The organism is Neopoerus faecalis (assembly GCF_029218125.1).
GTDB lineage: Bacteria > Bacillota > Clostridia > Oscillospirales > Oscillospiraceae > Oscillibacter > Oscillibacter faecalis_A.
This window is the reverse complement of the sequence record NZ_JARFXX010000014.1, coordinates 13,966-33,000: the sequence shown is the minus strand read 5'-3', so window position 1 is coordinate 33,000 and position 19,035 is coordinate 13,966. Positions and strand designations below refer to the sequence as shown.

Annotated in this window: 18 protein-coding genes; 2 read left to right on the top strand and 16 right to left on the bottom strand. The window is 49.5% G+C overall.

The annotated features are described in order from the left end of the window. The first annotated feature begins 1,028 nt into the window (after nucleotides 1–1,028). Entirely contained in the window at nucleotides 1,029–1,925 is an 897-nt protein-coding gene (locus PY311_RS11955) for a carbohydrate kinase family protein (protein ID WP_286148927.1), read from the top strand. 4 nt (nucleotides 1,926–1,929) lie between these two features. Then, nucleotides 1,930–2,613, top strand: coding sequence for a class II fructose-bisphosphate aldolase (locus PY311_RS11950; protein WP_286148926.1), 684 nt, complete (start codon nucleotides 1,930–1,932; stop codon nucleotides 2,611–2,613). A gap of 118 nt (nucleotides 2,614–2,731) precedes the next feature. Here PY311_RS11950 and PY311_RS11945 read toward each other — a convergent pair whose 3' ends face one another. From PY311_RS11945 to PY311_RS11870, 16 genes are all read right to left on the bottom strand, one after another. After that, nucleotides 2,732–3,178 (bottom strand): flavin reductase family protein, encoded by a 447-nt coding sequence (locus PY311_RS11945; RefSeq protein WP_286148925.1) that lies wholly within the window; start codon nucleotides 3,176–3,178, stop codon nucleotides 2,732–2,734. A gap of 26 nt (nucleotides 3,179–3,204) precedes the next feature. Next, on the bottom strand, nucleotides 3,205–4,737 hold the full coding sequence (locus PY311_RS11940) for a xylulokinase (protein ID WP_286148924.1): 1,533 nt from the start codon (nucleotides 4,735–4,737) through the stop codon (nucleotides 3,205–3,207). A gap of 89 nt (nucleotides 4,738–4,826) precedes the next feature. Continuing rightward, nucleotides 4,827–5,498, bottom strand: a complete 672-nt coding sequence (locus PY311_RS11935; RefSeq protein WP_286148923.1) for a hypothetical protein — start codon at nucleotides 5,496–5,498, stop codon at nucleotides 4,827–4,829. 40 nt (nucleotides 5,499–5,538) lie between these two features. Then, nucleotides 5,539–6,633, bottom strand: coding sequence for an ethanolamine utilization protein EutH (gene eutH / locus PY311_RS11930; protein WP_286148922.1), 1,095 nt, complete (start codon nucleotides 6,631–6,633; stop codon nucleotides 5,539–5,541). A gap of 20 nt (nucleotides 6,634–6,653) precedes the next feature. Then, on the bottom strand, nucleotides 6,654–7,037 hold the full coding sequence (locus tag PY311_RS11925) for a RidA family protein (RefSeq protein WP_286148921.1): 384 nt from the start codon (nucleotides 7,035–7,037) through the stop codon (nucleotides 6,654–6,656). Nucleotides 7,038–7,109: 72 nt separating this feature from the next. After that, complete coding sequence (locus PY311_RS11920) at nucleotides 7,110–7,532, bottom strand: aconitase X swivel domain-containing protein (protein ID WP_286148920.1); 423 nt, start codon at nucleotides 7,530–7,532, stop codon at nucleotides 7,110–7,112. Between the two features lies 1 nt (nucleotide 7,533). Further along, a complete protein-coding gene (locus tag PY311_RS11915; RefSeq protein WP_286148919.1) occupies nucleotides 7,534–8,820 on the bottom strand; it encodes an aconitase X in 1,287 nt (428 codons plus the stop codon). A gap of 42 nt (nucleotides 8,821–8,862) precedes the next feature. Continuing rightward, nucleotides 8,863–10,455: an L-serine ammonia-lyase, iron-sulfur-dependent, subunit alpha gene (locus PY311_RS11910; protein WP_286148918.1), complete on the bottom strand. Its 1,593-nt coding sequence runs from the start codon at nucleotides 10,453–10,455 to the stop codon at nucleotides 8,863–8,865. Nucleotides 10,456–10,478: 23 nt separating this feature from the next. Next, nucleotides 10,479–11,834, bottom strand: a complete 1,356-nt coding sequence (locus PY311_RS11905) for a TRAP transporter large permease (protein ID WP_286148917.1) — start codon at nucleotides 11,832–11,834, stop codon at nucleotides 10,479–10,481. Nucleotides 11,835–11,836: 2 nt separating this feature from the next. After that, on the bottom strand, nucleotides 11,837–12,358 hold the full coding sequence (locus PY311_RS11900) for a TRAP transporter small permease (protein ID WP_286148916.1): 522 nt from the start codon (nucleotides 12,356–12,358) through the stop codon (nucleotides 11,837–11,839). A 100-nt stretch (nucleotides 12,359–12,458) separates the two neighbouring features. Then, nucleotides 12,459–13,517, bottom strand: coding sequence for a TRAP transporter substrate-binding protein DctP (gene dctP / locus PY311_RS11895; protein ID WP_286148915.1), 1,059 nt, complete (start codon nucleotides 13,515–13,517; stop codon nucleotides 12,459–12,461). 110 nt (nucleotides 13,518–13,627) lie between these two features. Further along, a complete protein-coding gene (locus PY311_RS11890) occupies nucleotides 13,628–13,984 on the bottom strand; it encodes a DUF1667 domain-containing protein (protein ID WP_286148914.1) in 357 nt (118 codons plus the stop codon). A 22-nt stretch (nucleotides 13,985–14,006) separates the two neighbouring features. After that, nucleotides 14,007–15,272 carry an NAD(P)/FAD-dependent oxidoreductase gene (locus PY311_RS11885; protein ID WP_286148928.1) on the bottom strand — a complete coding sequence of 422 codons (1,266 nt, stop codon included), beginning with the start codon at nucleotides 15,270–15,272 and terminating at the stop codon, nucleotides 14,007–14,009. A 2-nt stretch (nucleotides 15,273–15,274) separates the two neighbouring features. Beyond that, nucleotides 15,275–16,828 carry an NAD(P)/FAD-dependent oxidoreductase gene (locus PY311_RS11880; protein ID WP_286148913.1) on the bottom strand — a complete coding sequence of 518 codons (1,554 nt, stop codon included), beginning with the start codon at nucleotides 16,826–16,828 and terminating at the stop codon, nucleotides 15,275–15,277. A gap of 297 nt (nucleotides 16,829–17,125) precedes the next feature. Further along, entirely contained in the window at nucleotides 17,126–18,700 is a 1,575-nt protein-coding gene (locus PY311_RS11875) for an L-serine ammonia-lyase, iron-sulfur-dependent, subunit alpha (protein WP_286148912.1), read from the bottom strand. Nucleotides 18,701–18,824: 124 nt separating this feature from the next. Then, nucleotides 18,825–19,022, bottom strand: a complete 198-nt coding sequence (locus PY311_RS11870) for an aconitase X swivel domain-containing protein (RefSeq protein ID WP_286148911.1) — start codon at nucleotides 19,020–19,022, stop codon at nucleotides 18,825–18,827. Nucleotides 19,023–19,035 lie beyond the last annotated feature (13 nt).

Genomic DNA, 19,035 nt, shown 5'->3' with positions numbered 1-19,035 from the left:
CTCACCGCTCGAAAAACCCTCCTGTAAAGTTCGGTTTTTCGTCCAAAACCGTTCCCGCAAATATCACCAAAAAGTTACCGTCACAACGCTGTCCCCAACCACTTCTCATCCCGATTTTCAACTTCTCTCACAAACGCCCCACGTTTGCTTTCACAGGTGAAATCGGGTACACACTCGCCTTTGCCAACAGGATCGCACACAGCGGCTCACACGGCGAAACGGGGGCCTTCCCTCCCCCGGCCACAGCACGGTCTTGAGCTGCTGGTAAAATCGCCACCGAAAGAACAACCGGAGAAAACGGATGCACGCCAATGGCGTGTGTCCGCTTTCTCCGGTGACGCGGCCCCGCTGGGCTGCGTGATCCAGTGAGTGCGCTATTGGTTACGTGGTGAGCATTTGTAACCATTGATTCCGCCATGCTTTTATATTCATACATTTCCCGGTTCTCTGTGAACCCCCACTATCAGCAACAGCTCTCTCAGACCACCTCTCGTCGTGTTTTTCAACTTCGCTCACAAACGGCCCATGTTCGCTTTCGCGGGTAAAAGCGAGTACACCCTCGGCTTCGCTCAAAGAATCGCACACAACGTCTCACACGCCGAAATAGGGGCGTTTCGGATGGGGGGGTGGTATCACTACCCTCGGAGCGTTCCGCACGTTCACAAACATCCCCGGGCCGGGTATCAGAACGGCGCACTTTGCCGCTTTTGGGTCTTGGCCCGGGGTGCTCTCGAAGAACACAAAGAGCCTTTGGAATAGCGATGCGCTTATGTGCGCTGCTGTTCCAAGGCGTCGCGGCCCCACTGGGCTGCGTGATCCAGTAAGCACGCTATTGATTATGTGGTGAGCATGATTTGCCACACATCGACCACATCTCTATCGGTGGTTTCCACTCACTGCTACCATGTTGCCTTTCAGATATCGGATAATGTTTAACGGAAATCGTAGAATTGTGAAGGAAAAGCAGGTTGCGGAAAATGAGCTTAAATGTTAGATTGATGTTAGATTTTTAGGGAGGAAGTTGCAAAATGCTGGATTGCCTTTTTATCGGTTCCTCAACGAAGGATACACTTCTGCTGGTGGATGCGCCGCCAGCCTCCGATCAACGCATTGCCGCTTCGGCAGTGGTTCACACCTGCGGAGGCGTTGCTTCTGTTGCCGCTTCCGCATTTCAAAAGCTGGGCGGCAGCGCGGGCCTAATTACGGCGGTCGGAGTCCCTTCTGATGTCACGGACTTTATTACAAAAAACATCATGGCCAGAAACCTTCCCTATGCGTCACTGCTTTGCGTACCCGGGACAAACTCCCCATTCAGCGCAATTCAAGTTGAATCGAACAGCAAACGATGTATCACCCATTTTGGCGGCTGTATTCGGCATCTAACATTAGATATGCTGGATAAACAGGCTCTTGCTGATGCAAACATGATTCATCTCGGGGGCTTAGAGGAGCATTTCTGTGCGGAACTGGCTGTTTATTGCAAAGAACACACCGATGCTCTCATTTCTGTGGACGGAGGAAATCTTTCCCGGGAGGCCACAGACCGGATGCTGCCTTATGTGGATGTATTTATCCCGGATGACAAGACCGTATTGAAAACGCTGGGATGCTCGCCGGAGGATGCCTGCCGCTATTATGCAGAGAAGGGTGTACGCATCAGTTGTGTTACCATGGGTGACAAAGGCTCTGTCGCCTATGCGCACAATACGTTCCATTATGCGCCTCCTGCAAAGATATCTGTTCTCGACACTACCGGGGCCGGGGACAATTTCCATGGCGCCTTTTTGTACTGCCTGACACAGAAGTGGGATCTGGACCGGACACTACGGTTTTGCAATGCCTTTTCCGGCCTGACCTGTCAGGGATTGGGCGGTTTGGCAGCAGAGCCGACACTGGAAGAAACCTTGCAAAAGATGGAGGAATGAACATATGTCTTTGGTTACATTAAAGGAAGTCCTGGAAATTGCCGAGCGGACCAATACCGCGATCCACGGCTTCAACATCGACAATATCGAAATCCCGGAGGCAATCATGGAGGCTGCCGAGGTCGAGAACTGCCCGGTCATTCTGACAATCGGGCAGGGAGCCATCAACGCCGGCGGGCTGCGGCATCTACCGGATGTCGTGCGGCGGATTGCGGAGAGCGGCAGAGTGCCGGTGGTCATGCATCTGGACCACGGCATCAGCTACGACCGGGTCATCACTTGCCTGAGGGCCGGTTTTACTTCTGTCATGTATGACGGTTCCCATCATCCGTTTGAGGAAAATGTTCGGGAAAGTCAGGCGGTGGTACGCGCCGCTCACGCTGTGGGTGTGTCTGTGGAGTGTGAATTAGGTGCCATTTCCGGCGTAGAAGACGGTATTGCTCATAACAACACAAATTTGGTGGATTTGGATGAGATGAAGCGCTTCATCTCAGTGGTGGATTGTGATGCGCTGGCCATTGGCATCGGCAATGCGCACGGCATCTATAAGGGAATAACAACGCTTACTTTGCGCTCATTTGACGCTTACCTATGCGTGGTCAGGTTTGACGCTTACAAAGCATTCCACAGAAACAAACGAGCTTGCTGTCTAATTACTCGCAGACAGCAAGCCCGTTTGGCAGCGTAAGCAGTTCTTATTTGATACTGCTGTTTTAACTTTGGATGCTTTATTATTCAGTTTTTAAAGGAAAACGAATCGTTTGGAAGGCGTACTATAGCAGGATCCTCATGTGAGAACGGTGCGTTTACCCGAAAAACTCCCATGAATGGTATTGCAGTGGTGTTCCGCCTAACAGCCTTGCGTCTACAACCTCACCGCAAATCAGTACATGGTCCAATACTGTGTCCATACGCAGCACATGACAGGCGAAGTGTGCAGCGGCATCCTGAAGCATGGGGTCTCCATCTGGCGAATTGACGATCGCAAGGCCGCTCACTTTATCAGCTTTGCGGCCGGATACAGTACCGCATTGCTTGGCTAAATCACACTGATCTGTTTTCAGTACACTGAGAGAAAAATGCTTTGCTTTCTCTATGAGCTCCGCTGTATAATGGCTTTTTCCGATTGCGACCAGAATTGCTTTGGATGAAATCTGCGTTACCCATGCCGCTGTCATGAAATTGCAAATGCCATCGGCACTAACGCCGACCAAATACACGCCTTGTGTCAATGCATCCATTGGTGTCCGCATAAACATTATCTCCTGTTACATATTAACTACTGAATTTCTGCGTCAAGATCAAAGAGATCGGACAGGGCCGAAAAAAGCGTCTTATATTTTTGATATTGCCGCAGATAAATCTCATGATTTTCCTGATTCGGTTCAAACGTTTTTTCTACCTGCACCATAGACTCTACTGCCGTTTCCACGCTTTCGTACCGCCCAGTTGCAACACCAGCCAGAATAACTGCACCCAGACAGGCCGCATCCTGAGAACAGCCGGTGATCCGCAATGTTTGACCAGTAACATCTGCTTTGATCTGATTCCACAGATCTGACTTGGAACCGCCGCCCATCGTACGGATCTGTTGGATGTTCAGCCCCATATCACGGATGCTTTCCAGATTACGGCAGATAATATAACCTAAACTCTCCATAATACTACGGATGAAGTGGCCCTTTGTGTGTTTGAGTGTGGCACCATAGAAAACGCCTTTGGCATTCAAGTTCACATCCGGAGCCATGGAACCCTGCAGGTGCGGCAAAGCAATCAGATTATCCGAACCCGGAGGAACCTGTGCGGCTTCGAGGTCCATCAGATAGTAGGAATCCATTCCGGTTGCGGTCTGTATACCGATCTCATTCTGACAAAAGTTATCCCGAAACCAGCGGAAACACATGCCCCCTGTGGTAAAGGTATGCATCATATACGTGTTGGGCATTGCAAAATAATGTACGGGCATTTGTCTTTTGGGATCATAAGTCAAATGCTCTGTAGGCGCACAGATAGCCAAGGAAGCGCCGATGTTCTCAGAGAAAATCCCGGGGTATATATTGCCGACACCAACAGCCGCAGCAACTTGATCCATACAGCCGGAACTGATTTTAACATCCGGAGAAAGACCCAGTTCCTCTGCCATCTCAGGTAAAATGCGGCCTACCAATTGGCCAGGCTCAATAATTTTGGGCAGCCATTTCTCATCTACACCAAGAAATTCCAGCATTTCCGGCCAGTATTTCTTTGTCCGGATATCCCAGTATTCAGTCGAGCTTAATAAGGAACATTCAGAGACAAAACGGCCGGTGAGAAGATACAGCATATAATCTTCAAGCAGAAGAATGTGCCGGATGCTAGCAAAGATCTCCGGTTCATGTTCACGAACCCACAGAATTTTCGCAGCAGGCCAACAGGCCTCAAAACTCACCTGTCCCGTCACCTGATAGCAAAGCTCGTCGCCAAAGCGCTCTTTTAACTCTGCTGCCTGTTCCCCAGCACGGTTATCCATCCATACAATGGCATTGCGCAAAGGGTGTGCTTTTTCGTCCAAAAAAAGCATGGTTTCGCTCTGGACAGAAAATCCAATGGTAGTAATATCCTGTAGATGAAGCCCACCGGCATTCTTCATGGCTGATAGACAGGCTCGAATCGATTCCATATAGATATCGCAGGGGGCTTCTACTACATTCAGCTCTGGTGTCAGCAGAGAATATTCCATAATAGCCGAGGAAATCTTTTGCCCTGTGTAATCAAAAACTGCCGTTTTAAGCGATGTGGTTCCGATGTCAATTCCGAGTATTAGTTCTGCCATGATACCCTCCGCAGAAATGGGCAGCAAATATTATTTTTGCTGCCCATCCCACAATTTACTAAGAATATACCTATATTTTTACCTGACAATCAATGAATGCTGTCCATATAGGCGACAACTTCCTCCAGATTCTTGCGAACACCGGCACCGGGGGCGAAATTCTCAGTAAACAGCGCAGAACCCATAGTGAAAGCCCAAGGGTTGATACGGTTGATGAAATCAATCCGTTCACGGCTGTTGATGCTGCCGGCGATGACTACAGGAGCAGAAATTGCCTTGCAGTATGCTTCTGCCAGTTCAGCCCCCTGTGCATGGCGGAAAGCAAGCAGATCGATACCGTAAACACCCTTATCAATCATTGACTGGGCATTGGCAATGATTTCTTCAAAGCTGCCGGTAAGGACACTGGGGCTTCCGGTAACAGTGCCGCAGAAAGGCAGATACTTAACCTGATGTTCCTGGAGATAAGCATATACGCTGTCAAAGAAGATCGTACCCATCAAGTAGTCAAAGCCCATTTCCACAGCCGTTTTAGCACCGGCCATGCACTCTTCTTCAGAGTAAGTAACGACTTCCAGGAATGTAGTTTTGCCAGCAGCTTTCATAGCCTTGATGAGTTCGGCCATCTTGTCATGCTCCAGGCCTACATCTTTAAAGCCCCAGAAATCAACCGGAAGATCCTTGCAGCTATCAAAGACTTCCAGGGCATTCTTTACGGTCTGGTCGTTATGGGTCAGCATAATGATAATTTTAGATTCCATAATTATACTCCTTTGTATAGTGATGCAAAATGTTTGAGGTTCAACGATGCTGCTGATTTTTTAAAAGTACTGGTGCCAGTGCCAGTGCAACGATCAACGATAGAAGCCCTGCTGCGCCTTTTGCCAACATTACAGAAAATACCAGATCTGGTCTCATTTGAAGAGTAAACGCAAAATGATCGCCAAACATGCAGTTAGCACCGACCACAAAGGCTGTATTCAGCAAAACACCTCTGGGGGTCATATCGTTCAGCATATCAAATAATGGAAACAGATTTACAGAGGTAGTCAGCAATCCACTCAGATCGTATTCTTTTAACTGTAGTTTTTGCGCAATTGCTGCAATTGGATGTTTCAGCAAACGCATGAGCACTGCCATCAGAGGAAACACACCGCTTAACACCAATGCAATATTCCCGATTACACTGATCACTTCAGAAAAAGGCGTCAGATCCGGGAAGGGAGTCACACCCAACAGTTCTCTGGCCATGGTCAGCAGCAGACCTGTTAAACTTACAGCAACCAAGAAATTTCCGAACATCTGAAAGGGGCGGACAACGCGCTGCTTAAAAAATAACAGAGCAAGAAACAGCAGTGTAGAGAGCATAACTGCGGGTATCAGATTATGCAGCATTAATGATATTCGATACCCGGCGGTCAGACCTCCAATAATACAACCGAACGGAACAGAAAAAATGCCGATAATAAGTCCATAAACTGCGGCAGGCATATTTCCTTCATGTACGCTCAACATGGTCATAGGAATACTGCACATGACTGCACCGCCTAACATGGAGGCAACAATATAACCATTAAACGCGCCAGCAGCTGGATCCAGTGCCATTTGAGCGGCTAAAGATGCGCCGCCGGAGTCGTTAGCCAACAGCATTGCAGCAAATGCGGAAGGGTCAGCAGTCAGTGCTGTGAAAAATGGGGATACCAGCGGTGTTAGAAATCGGCCTAAAATAGGAGCAAGGCTCATAAAACCGGTCATAGCAATGATCAACTTACCCGTACAACAGATGCCGCGTTCAAATTGACTTCCTATGCCAAAGCGATTCCCCAACAGATAATCAACTGCGCCCAACACTGCGAACAAGAAAAAAATGCTGTTTACAAGGAGAATTGCGTTCATATATGTCGCTTTGCCGAATATTACAGCGCAACGATCATAGCAATCTCAACCAAGTACTTTTCATCCACTGGTGGTGCTATGACTGTATACCGGGCGGGAGCGATATTTTTTTCGCCGCCGAAATACCGGCTGTATGCTGCGTTCATGCCAGCAAAATCCTCTTTCTTTTGCAGAAAGCACCTGCACATTAAAACGTCCTTCAGCGTTGCACCGGCAGCTTCAATCAGCTTTGCAGCATTTTCGATGGCAAGTGCGGTCTGTGCTTCGATTCCATCAGGTACACATCCCTGGGTGTCCTCGCCTACCTGACCGGATACATAAAGCGTATGCTCAATCCGGACAGCTGGGGAATACAGGGCAGGAGCTGCATCTCCAGGAAGAATCACTGGTTCCTTTTTGCTCATTTTATACATCCTTTTTATGATTTTTAGATAGAAAACAACAGATTGCTCTATTATATCATAGGAGCACAGGGGTCAATCCGGCTTTGTAATTGTCACTGTGCCGGCATTGCCATTGACCACCACATGATCACCGTCCTGAATATACTGAAAGATATCCTCTTCAAAATCAGCTACCATGGGACTGCCTACCAGAACTGCTGCGACCCCCACTTTAGAATCTGCATATTTAACGACCCAGCCGGCGGGCCGGATACCAGAGAGATCCATAGGCCCCTGAAAAAGACCGGACCAACCGCAGGAGCCTTTACTGGTGGGAATTACCAAGATCTTACCATCAAAGCTCTCCCCCTCATGAACGTGACCTTTCTCAATAATTTTGCCGGTTCTTCCTTCTACACCGGCCCAGCCCTGAATGCTGTTAGGACAACACATAGCTTCGCCCTCGGCAATACCGGGATAAGCGGGGCGCCCCTTCAATACGATGGTCTTGCCCATATTACTTTCCCTCCCATATACCGGAAACAGCGGCATCTACGCACTGTTCCATGGTTCCGTAATACATTTTTCCACCCTTGAGCCAAGAGCGATTGTAGTGTGCCTGCTTAGCGGCATCTACTGCCATACCGGTTACACCTCGATAACATTCAAACCCTTGTACCAAAGGACAGCCGTTGGTGCCAATATGTGCTCCGGCCTGCTCAATGGCCTCCAGATATCCGGATAGACGAGCTGCCTCGCGGATCGAGCTGCTGGTCCAGAAAATCAACCGCACGCCCTCGTGAACTGTCTTACCCCGGATATAGTCAGCTGCATTGCGGATCTCCTCAAGAGAATAATGGGGGCACCCTACAGAAATCAGTTGAACAGGACCACAACCTTCATCACACAGCATTGCTTCAGAAGCATCGTAATCTTCCTGGGTGATATGGATAACGGGATAATCTTTCTTACCGCCCAGAGCAATGTCCTTAGAAGGAGCTTCCGGCGTAACGCCCTCAATATGACACATTTCAAGGCCGCTGGTCGTTGCAATGGCGGAGAACATCCTCTTGAGACGAATGATGTCCGGCTTGCGGAAAGAACCCGTCACCACAGGTACAGCATTATTATGCTGGATGATTTTCCTTCCCAGTGAATATCCCATGATATCCCAATCGCGAGGCGTCTCGCAGCGGCATTCAACCTTAACTTCTACGGTAGCCAAACGGTTCTCAGGGATATGCATGCCACATTTGGGGCCGCGGCCTGTAATGGCGGCCCAAGCACAGGCAGCTGTACCATTGGCATTACCACAGGCGCCAAATACGGAATTAGAAAACAACACATTGCTGGATTCCGTGGTCATAAAGGTCTCGCCCCGCATGGGAAGCCACCCATTAAGGTATGGTGTACAGGATCCCACGATGCTGACACCGCCTTGGGCAAAGATGCGTTCCCACGCATGATTTTTCTCATACAGAGACTCCGGCAGATACATAGGCTTGGGATCATATTGATCCACAGCTCCACCATCGGTCTGTACATAAACGTCGTGAGAATAGCCCTCAAACTTCAAAGGCTCCTTTGTCCAAAGATAAGTCCGGCGGAAACTTTCATCAAAATCATCAGATTGTCCATACTCCAATGGAGCCACAGGGGCACAGATGTGAACTTTAGAAATTTCAACCAGTTCTTCTGCGTCCATAACATTTGCAAACTCCACGATATGCTCCATTGCAACCTGCTTATAGCGCCCAAACTTTCCGTCGAGCATCTCCTGCTCGTATTCTGTCAACTTTAGCATAGTGCATACTCCTGTTTCATATAGAATTACGCAGGGTTGGTCTTATTTGCATTTGCAGGTCTTCTCGTAATCAGCTGTCAACCGTTTACCGGTAGGTGTCAGGCAGCAGCCGTTGCAGCAAAGGCCAAGATGATCAGATATTTCACCGCCAACACGGACCATAATGCGGGTCATCTCATCCAGAGGAATCACCACATCAAAGCCAGCACAGACAGCTTCGGCGCAGGATGCCGCAACCGAAACGCCGGCAATATTTCTGGCCAAACAGGGGACCTGTACCAAACCAGCTACCGGATCGCAAATCAAACCCAGAAAACACTGGAGGCTCATGGCAGCAGCATCGCAGGCTTCCTTCGCTGTCCCGCCCATCATCTGAACGAGACCAGCGGCGGCCATGGCTGTACCACAGGCAACTTCAGCCTGACAGCCATGCGCACCACCGGAAAACTCATTTCCATCAACCATCATCAGCACGCCGATGATTCCGGCAGTCATAAGAGATTGATACAGTGCATCCTCAGAGACATCCATATAATCTGCAGCGGACAGCAGCAAGCCTGGTACAATGCCGGAGGAACCGCCGGTAGGCACGCAAACGATCTTCCCCGTTGCATTGCTGTGCTCCATAATCCCCAATGCGCTGGGAATTGCCGCATTCAGTACACCCAATGAAGGCATGGCACCTGCACCGATTTTGTCTTTCATGGAAGCAGCTTTAGCTGTCACAATGCCGTCAAATTTTAGATTGGAATTGAAACCGCCTGCCCGAGATTCGCGCATAATGGATAGCAGCATATTACCGTATTCCCGGACGTGCTCCTCACTCCAACCACTGACAGCCATCTCATAATCAATGGCTGCCTGTGCAGCAGAGCAATGATGCTCTTCACAGTAGGCAATCATGGAATCAGGAGAGTCAAACGGTGCTGTTCTGGAAATATCAGTCACGATGGGATGAATCGGCGCTACAGACCGGAGTCGTGCTACCTCGCTCATAGCTGTAAGAGAAACTTTCAATTCCTTGGAGAACTCTTTTCCAGCCTTGATATTGATAATGGAGTAGGCTTTCCCGGTTACACAACAAATGTCATTCAGGCTTTCTACCTGTGGTGCTATTTTTTTCGCCAGTTCCTCCGCAGCAGATTGAGATGCTTTTTTCAAGAACACAACCAACTCGTAATTGGTACCGTGAATATCCATGGGACAGTCATCAATGTAGTGAATCTTGAAGGCGCCTCCGCCAATGGACTCTCCAATGACAACCATTTCAAAACCACTCTGATCTGTCATGCGAATCCGCACGGTTTCCATGCCGCCCACTGTCAGATCATCGACTTCAGCAAAGGAGACATCCATTCCGACTTCTTTGGCAATTGTGTATGCGGCGTTAAACTCGGGGTTATTCTGCTCTTTGCCTAACAGACCGTTGATAAATGCAACGTCGCTTTTCATACCATAAAGCGTTGTTGTAAAGGCACCCTTGGAATAATACTCTACAACAGCCTTTGCTGGAATTTCCCCCAGCAATTGCTGGCATATTAACCCGATCCGCACAGGGCCGCAGGTGTTGGAACTGGACGGCCCCGGCGTAATAGGTGCCAGTGCGTGGTTAAAAATCGTATTATACTCTCTCATAATATAGTCCTCCAGAAAGGAGCTTAAAGATAACCCAAGAGCTTGGGAAGGAATTCAGCAAAGCCCTGCCAATATGTGGTAATAATCAGAGTAGGGAGCCATGCGCAGACAATCAGAATGAGCGTGGGCTTCAGCATATTCTTCACCTGAGAACCGGTGATACGGCCGGATAAGTACAGCAAGGGCGCCGTCGGAGGCGTAATGTTGCCCATGCCGATATTCACGCCAAGAATAGCCGCAAAATGCAGGGTGCTCACACCCAGCGCCTGCATGATCGGCAGCAGAATCGGCGTCAGCAGGATCGTGTTGGAGCAGTCGTCCATCAGCATACCCATGACCACCATGAACAGGTTGATCATCAGCAGGATCACATACTTGTTGCTGGAGATGGAAGTCAGGAAGCCCAGCAGCAGATCCGGCAGATTCTCCGTCATGTAAAGCCGGCTCAGAATCTGCACCGTCAGAGTCATTGCCATAATCACACCAGCAGTTTTGCCGGCATCAATCATCGCTACCTTATAGGTCTTCCAGTCCAGCTTCTTGTAATACAGAACGCCGATAGGAATTGCATACAGAACAGACAGTGCCGCCGCTTCCGTCGCGGTCAGCCAACCGGTATAGATGCTGCCCAGAATGATCACAGGCATCAGCAGCGCGGGAATTGCGCTCTCACCGTGCTTCTTCCCCTTCTTCAGGCTCTTGGCAGCTTCCGCCTCGGCCTTCAAAGCTTCCTTCTGCTTTGCATCCTCAATAATGTTGTCCGTGAAGCTCACTGCGCGAGACCCGCCAATTCCCTTCTTGTAGAGGAACCCCTGCGTAATGCTCAGCAGGCATACCAGCAAAATACCGGGAATCACCGTCGCGATAAAGCAACCCAAAACGGACACGTTCGCAGCCCAGGCAAACAGAATCATCAGCATGGAGGGCGGGATCAGAATACCCAGAACACCAGAGGAGGCGATCAGCGCACCGATCAGACCATCCGGATAGCCTGCCTGACGCAGCCGGGGTGCCATGATTGCGCCAATGCAGGACACTGTCGCGGAGGAGGAGCCGGATACTGCGCCAAATACCGCGCAGGCAACCACGGTTACCGTACCAAGACCGGTCTTGGATTTGCCAAGCTTCGACTTCTCAACGGCGCCAACCAGCTTCTCACCCAAGCCGCCATTATTGATCAGAGATCCCGCTAACACGAACAGAGGGATTGTCAGCAGCAGAATCGTGTTGATCTTGTTGTAACCGTTCACCAACAGCATCTGCGGATCTGTTCCGCTGCCTACACAGATGATTACGGAAGAAACCAGGAACGCCAGGGGTACAGGGACGCCGATGACCATAATGACGATCAGCGCCAGCAATGCAGGTACTACCAACATAATCATTCGCCTCCTTTTTCAATTTCAGCACTGTTGTCCTTACCGACAAGCACGCTGAGTGCTTTTACCAGGTCACGGATCAGATACAGCGCCCACAGAGCAAAGCAAATGAGAATGGGGATCGTTGCAATGATTACCGGCAGCTTATATACAGAGGACTTTGCTCCCAACTGAGCCTGCCAGCTCACATACTTGAAACACCATACCGTAAACACGGCACTCATGGCAGTGCCGATCGTATTCTTAATTACATCGATAATTGCGCGGATCTTCGGATTTGCCGTAAACAGAGACACCATATCTGCGCTGATATGCGTGTCATCGCGGGAAGCGCACGCAGCGCCCATAAAATACAGCCAGAACGCCACAAACAGCGTCAGCTCTTCAGAACCAAACCAATCCACCTTAATGATTCGGAACAACGCATTTACAAGGATCATCAATCCCACCGCGGTACCGGTAATAACCAGGATCCAGTCCTGGATCCATTCCAGCGCCCCGTCTATTTTCTTCAGCACTTTCATGTTCCTATATCTCCTCCTCTGTTCTGGCGTTCCGCTGCCGCACGGGCTTTCCATACGGCAGCGGAATTGCTGCTTAAAAGAAACGTTCTCTTTCTTGCTCTTACTTCAGGCTTTCCTGAACCTGGTCCAGCCAGCCGTCGGGATAGTTCTTCGCCAACTGGGGCCACACATTGGTACGAGAGCTTTCCTGGAATGCAGCCAGCTCCTCATCGCTGAAGGTCACAACCTGGATGCCCTCTGCCGTCAGCTTGTCCATATAATCGTTGCACACGGTTTCAGCCTGGACAGCGGCCTCTGCGCAAATGTCATTCACGATCTGCGTAATGGCCTCCTGATCCTCAGGCAGCAGCTTGCCCCAGGTCTTCTGGCTGAACATGATCATGGTTGCTTCCTGGATATAGCGATAGTCATAGAAGCACTTGATAATATCGCGGAATGCCAGATAGTTCATCTGAGAGGTGCAACCTGCCAGACCGGCCACAACACCGGTCTGCATAGCAGTGTAGGTGTCAGAATAAGGCATAGAGGACACGCGGAAACCCAGGTCGATCAGCTCCAGACTATACACGTCCATCATCGGGGAACGGATCACGCAGCCCTTTTCTGCACCGGGAGTACCGGCGTCGCTCAACTCCTGCATGGTGCCGATGCCGTTAAAGCCCTCACAGAAAATACCGCCCAGATGAATGCCCAGCCCGCTCAGCGCGTCGGTCAGTTCAGAGCGGAGGAAGGAACCTTCGGAATACACTTCCAGCAGCGTATCATAGTCAAATGCCAAGTACGGCAGCATGGTTGCAGAGACGCGGGCGTCATAAGATTCCACGGGAGAGATATGCGCCACATCCACGGAGCCGAGCATCAACTCGTCAAACACGTTGGTATAGTCGCCCAGAGCGCTGTCGGAGTACAGCTCCACTGTTACACGCCCCTCTGTGGCTTCCTTGATTCGGTCGCACATCTCCTGATCCAGCTTATTGGCTACGGAGTCACTGCTGTGCTGATTGCCCATTTTCAGCGTAATTGGGGTAAAGCTGCTGCTGTCACCGGGCGCTGCATTACTGCTGTCGCCGCTGCTGTCCGCATCCTTGCTCCCTCCGCACGCGCTCATGCTCACGACCATTGCTGCCGCCAGGATCATTGCCATCAGTTTTTTCTTCATTTTTTTCTCTCCTTTTCATCGTCTGAAAGTAGGTCCTGCTTAAAGACTATATCCATTCCAACTTCTGCCAATTACCACGCTCCTTCATCTACTTAATGAAAAATGTAGAACTATACCAAATCTTGCGTGGCCAGCACATCTGCACCGGTTCCACATAAGTTATGGATTACGACATCACCCATGTAAATGGGGGCTTCAGGACGTACTTGATAAATTTCGTTTGCGCACTGAAACAGCAACTCTTTTGGTATAGGTCGGTCTGTTTTTATGCTAAAAGGCTTTTCCCTGTTTGACGCCCGCATTAAGCAAGTCAAAACCCTTTGAGGTGCAACGGCTTCTTGCAAACCATAAGTCTTGCCACGCGCGCAGGTATTTCCAGATACACTGACTGCCTTGCCATTCTTCATTTCAACTGACAAATGGCAACCCAGCGGGCAATTGATGCAAATAAATTGCTTAATTTCCATGCTATATGACCCCTTCTGTGAGTTATTGAGTGTCCTCTTCCATTTGTACTGTGATAATTTCTGCCTGCTCAACAGTCTGATGGTTCAATGATATTTCACACATTTCTCCAGGGGTGAATACCATTGCAGCCTTCTTTGCAACACAGGTCTCGTCTGCGTAAACACAAGCAGTTGCATTTCGATAAATCTTACGGGGACGGAACATTAACTTCAGAGGTTCTTCCGTATGGTTCCGAGTAACATACTGAGGAACCAGCCCTCCCACACCGCTGCCCTCCTTTACGGGGATGCAACGATCAAAGGCACTATCGTTCAACTGACCTGCAACGTAATGCGCCGCATTGCGGCCCACCCGTTCACTCTCGGCGCTGACATTATCCACCAAATCATGAACATGCAGCACGTTGCCGCAAGCAAAAATGCCGGGAACAGAGGTCTGTAGATTTTCGTCTACAACAGCACCTTTGGTAGAAGGAGTCAACTGAACACCGGCTGCCTTGCTGAGCTCGTTTTCGGGGATCAGCCCTGCAGAAATCAATAATGTGTCACACTCAATTTCCCGCTCTGTCCCGGGGATAGGTCTACGGTCCGGGCCTACCTTTGCCACAACAACACTGGACACCCGGCTGTGGCCTTTGATTTCAATAACTGTGCTGGAAAAACTCAAAGGAATATTGAAATCATTTAAACATTGGGAAATATTCCGCGTCAGACCGCTGGAGAAGGGCATTAATTCAACAACTTCCTTGACTTCAATCCCCTCCATGACAAATTGTCGGGCCATGATGAGACCGATATCACCAGAACCAAGAATTACAACCTTCTTGCCGGGAAGATACCCTTCAATATTTAAATAGCGTTGTGCGCTGCCTGCTGTAATAACACCGGCAGGGCGGGTTCCGGGAATCATAAGTGCTCCTCTGGAGCGCTCCCGACACCCCATAGCTAACACGATAGACTTTGCCTGAATATGAAACAGACCTTCGTCCGGGTTGACAGCCGTAATAATCTTCTCTGGCGTGATATCCAAAACGAACGTATGGAGCATGTAATCGATCTGATCTTTGTCAATTACATCAATATTCCTGCGCGCATATTCAGGCCCTGTCAGTTCTTCTTTGTACCGGTGAAGCCCGAATCCATTGTGGATACATTGGCAGAGAATACCGCCCAAGCGATCTGAACGTTCAAGAATCAGAATATCGCGTTCGCCTTGTTCATAAGCTGCTGCGGCTGCGGCCATGCCGGCGCTGCCGCCACCGATAATAAGAATATTTACCTTTTTCATCATCAGGTATCCTCCTTAAAACGATGAGAACAAGACTTGTCCAGCAGAATATAGGATTCTTTCCCGGACTGCGTAACTTCCAGCGGAGACAGATGCAGCTCTTCGCACAGGATCTCCACTACCCGGCTCTGGCAGAATCCGCCTTGACAACGCCCCATACCAGCGCGAGTCCGCATTTTTACTGCGCTTACACTTCTCGCACCGACAGGGCGACGAATCGCATCACGGATTTCCGCTTCTGTCACCTGCTCGCAGCGGCAAACAATTTTGGCATAGTCAGGATTTTTTGCAATGGCGTTTTTCCTCTCATCTTCCGTCATTGTCCGGAACGGCTTAAGGACTTCACGACCGGGACGATATGCCTCATTTTTCTCGGGAGACAGCTTTTCAACCACTAATTCAGCCAGATGCTCGCCAATAGCGGGGCCGGCTGTCAATCCCGGAGATTCAATGCCGGCGGCGTTAATAAAGCCGGGAGCATCAGGAACCTCACCAATAATGTAATCGTCCCGATCTGAATGGGGCCGTAGTCCTCCGTAAGCGTTAATGACACCTTCCACCGGGAAATTGGGGTACACGGCACTGATAGGAAGATATTTCCAGAATGTCTTAAAGTAGTCTACAATGGCATCAATGCTCTTGGATGTAGTTGCTACATCATCTGGGTCGGTGTAGTCAACAGCATCGCAGCCAAGAATGACCGTACCGTCCACAGAGGGCATGATTCCCATACCTTTTGTATGTCCACCGGTTGGAAGCGTTGTAGGTGTTTGCGTGATTGTTGTATCAACCCACTTGATATACTCCCGGTCCATAATTAAATGGGCACCGAAGCGAGGCAGAATTTTAAAGTGATCGGTAGAAACCATGTTATTTAACTGATCTGCATGAGTTCCTGCGCAATTGAGTACAATCCTGGTATCGAATGCCTGTCCATCCTTTGTAGTCAAGTGCCAGCCGCCATTTAAAGGAGTAATCTCAGATACCTCTGTGTTCAGGAAAAACTCCACACCATTCCGGGCGGCGTTTTCACACATAGCAATGACTAAGGTATAGGGACAGACAATTCCACCGGAGGGGCAGAACAGAGCGCCTACGGCTCCTTCTCCCATGGTGGGCCACCGCTCCAGAAGCGCGGAACGATCCATAACAATCGTTGGAACACCGTTTGCCTCACCCTTTTCGTGCAGTCGGTGGACTTCCTCCATATCCTTCTCATTGGTTGCCAGGATTAATGTGCCGCTCCGCTCAAAGGGGACTTCCAATTCTTCACAGAGATCATCAAACATCCGATTGCCGCGCACATTATAAATTGCCTTCAGGGTACCCGGATCCGGATCAAACCCACCATGTACCATTGCAGAGTTTCCTCGGCTGGCACCTGCGCAAACATCGCTTCCCTTTTCTAATACAGCAACTTTTAGCTTATATCTGGCCAAAGCTCTGGCTGCGGCAGCACCGCACACACCAGCACCGACAACTACTACATCCCACATAAATCTTAGATCCTCCTCGCCTACAGCATCCAAATGAGAAATAATAAAATGGTTTGCCATTTCTGCTTCCTTACTTGGGATTATATCGGTTGGGCTCTTTTTTGCAACGCAGCTATACCAGCAAGTGGGGGGCTTTAAAGGCGTATTATTAAAATTTGTCTTTATATAACGGACTTGTATACATTTTTAAATGAGATTGTCTGCCAAACTTTTTATAAATCGGATAGAAAACGCTCAAAAAAGCGGATTTTAGAGCGAATCGCTTCCTAGACCGCTTATATAAGTGCATCACCGCAAATGTAGAAAAACGTCCTTTTTATAATATCAGTGGGTCACGAATCAGCAGACTCCAGACATTCATAGCTTGGGCCGGGTCGCTTCCACCTCTTGCGTAATTTTGCAGCCAGTGGGCGAAACACATAGTCCCCCACGGCAAGTACACCGCAATTCTTCGGGAAGCTGCTCGCCTACTCTCCCCATAGTAATAATCGTCTCATCTAACGGAATTACTGGGTTAAAGCCACATAGAACCATATACGCACTCATAATAGCATTGGTGGCTGAACTGACATTGCGCCCGATACAGGGAATTTCTGTCAGCCCTGCGACAGGATCACAAATCAGGCCGAGCATATTTTGCATAGCTAAGCTGGCAGCCTGAAAACTTTGCTCTACGGTGCCGTTTAATAATTGAACGACGCCTGCGGCGGCCATGGCACTAGCAGAACCATTTTCGGCTTGACAAGCACCTACTTCCCCGCCAAAGGTGGCTTGGTTTGCGATAAATGCACCGACTAAACCAGCGGCTAATAAGCCCTTCCGAATTTCTTCATCTGGCAGGCCCATTTGATTGCCCAATGTGACAACCGCTGCGGGTACAACGCCGCTGGAGCCTGCGGTTGGTGCCGCAGCTACAATGCGGTGAGTACAGCTATTCTCCATAACCCCCACAGCAGCCAGCATTACGCGGCCTAACACGCCTACGTCGGGAAAGTGAATTTTCTGATACTGTGTCTCCATTTCCCGGCAGCGGCATGGCAGGAATTCCATCTTCTTTACAGACTCTTCCGGAGGGATTACTGCGGCACGCATAACGTCCAATGTGTGCTGCGCCAAATTTTGCACTTGCTCAGGAGTAACGTACCCGATGCCGCATTCATACTCCACTGCTAATTCCCACAAACTTTTGCCGCTCCCGGCTGCATACGTCATTGTTTCCGTGGCATTAAAAGGAACATCCTTTACCGCTTTCCGGGCCACCGGCATAATCACTTCAGCTATTCGGACAAAGGAAATCCCTGGCTGCCCACGTAAAGCTAATATTGAGTCGCAGTTCTGCGTCCGTGTCAGCGGTACCGTATAAAGCGTGCGGTTTTTCACTCTTTGCGTACTTCGCGCTGCGCCGATGCGCTCTAAGGCAGCTTCCGCCAGTGCGATCCCCTCCGACGTTTCACAACATATAAAAGCCTGACGGCTGCTCCCATCAATCACGACTTGGAATTCATCCAATTCTGTAATCTGGAACATACCACCACCTATGGAATAGGTCATTACGGAGAACTCCTTATGACCGTCAGCCGCAAATACATCAATCCGGGCCTGATTGGGGTGCTTGAACCCCAGAGAAGCCTTCTTGAACACAATTTTACGGCCCTGTTCCTTTGCGATAGAAACTGCATCCTTCAATCTTGAATCCTCAGCAGGAATTCCAACAAGACCACCAGTAAAGCCAAAATTAGAGCCCTGTCCTACATAGGTGCTGGGATACGAACCCAATTCCTCAAACACTACATCTGCTTGTGTAATATCTTTGCCATACAAGCACCGCGTCATAAAGCCGATTCGTGCGCAGCCCGCAGAATGAGAGCTGGATGGACCGTTCATTACCGGCCCTAAGACATCATTGAAGATGCTGCTGTATACTCTTTCCATAAAATTCTCCTAAAAAAGGGGCAGGGGAAGCCTCCCCTGCCCGGTAATCATTGCTTGAAAGGCAAAATCATCCGAGATCTTTTTTTGTAATGATCACATCACCTGTTGTTCCGTCAAGTTTAACCTAATCTCCGGTTTCGATAATAGAAAACACATCTGTATCGGGAGGGAAATCCGTCACAGCCGGAATTTCCGATGCAGCTGTTGCAACACCACAGCGGGAATCCATGCTGGAAAAAATCCATCCGGCAGGAGAAAATCCTGCTACTGCCGCAGAATAAAAATGTCCGGACCAACCGGTTGATCCCTTTCCATACGGCATAACCAAAACTTTT

Bases quoted from the DNA above. Each gene is read 5' to 3' on its own strand.
- dctP (WP_286148915.1), bottom strand. From the start codon at position 13,517: ATGAAGAAAAAACTGATGGCAATGATCCTGGCGGCAGCAATGGTCGTG.
- PY311_RS11940 (WP_286148924.1), bottom strand. From the start codon at position 4,737: ATGGCAGAACTAATACTCGGAATTGACATCGGAACCACATCGCTTAAA.
- PY311_RS11925 (WP_286148921.1), bottom strand. From the start codon at position 7,037: ATGAGCAAAAAGGAACCAGTGATTCTTCCTGGAGATGCAGCTCCTGCC.
- PY311_RS11875 (WP_286148912.1), bottom strand. From the start codon at position 18,700: ATGGAAAGAGTATACAGCAGCATCTTCAATGATGTCTTAGGGCCGGTA.
- PY311_RS11950 (WP_286148926.1), top strand. From the start codon at position 1,930: ATGTCTTTGGTTACATTAAAGGAAGTCCTGGAAATTGCCGAGCGGACC.
- PY311_RS11890 (WP_286148914.1), bottom strand. From the start codon at position 13,984: ATGGAAATTAAGCAATTTATTTGCATCAATTGCCCGCTGGGTTGCCAT.
- PY311_RS11905 (WP_286148917.1), bottom strand. From the start codon at position 11,834: ATGTTGGTAGTACCTGCATTGCTGGCGCTGATCGTCATTATGGTCATC.
- PY311_RS11955 (WP_286148927.1), top strand. From the start codon at position 1,029: ATGCTGGATTGCCTTTTTATCGGTTCCTCAACGAAGGATACACTTCTG.
- PY311_RS11945 (WP_286148925.1), bottom strand. From the start codon at position 3,178: ATGCGGACACCAATGGATGCATTGACACAAGGCGTGTATTTGGTCGGC.
- eutH (WP_286148922.1), bottom strand. From the start codon at position 6,633: ATGAACGCAATTCTCCTTGTAAACAGCATTTTTTTCTTGTTCGCAGTG.
- PY311_RS11920 (WP_286148920.1), bottom strand. From the start codon at position 7,532: ATGGGCAAGACCATCGTATTGAAGGGGCGCCCCGCTTATCCCGGTATT.
- PY311_RS11870 (WP_286148911.1), bottom strand. From the start codon at position 19,022: ATGCCGTATGGAAAGGGATCAACCGGTTGGTCCGGACATTTTTATTCT.
- PY311_RS11935 (WP_286148923.1), bottom strand. From the start codon at position 5,498: ATGGAATCTAAAATTATCATTATGCTGACCCATAACGACCAGACCGTA.
- PY311_RS11915 (WP_286148919.1), bottom strand. From the start codon at position 8,820: ATGCTAAAGTTGACAGAATACGAGCAGGAGATGCTCGACGGAAAGTTT.
- PY311_RS11880 (WP_286148913.1), bottom strand. From the start codon at position 16,828: ATGGCAAACCATTTTATTATTTCTCATTTGGATGCTGTAGGCGAGGAG.
- PY311_RS11910 (WP_286148918.1), bottom strand. From the start codon at position 10,455: ATGAGAGAGTATAATACGATTTTTAACCACGCACTGGCACCTATTACG.
- PY311_RS11900 (WP_286148916.1), bottom strand. From the start codon at position 12,358: ATGAAAGTGCTGAAGAAAATAGACGGGGCGCTGGAATGGATCCAGGAC.
- PY311_RS11885 (WP_286148928.1), bottom strand. From the start codon at position 15,272: ATGAAAAAGGTAAATATTCTTATTATCGGTGGCGGCAGCGCCGGCATG.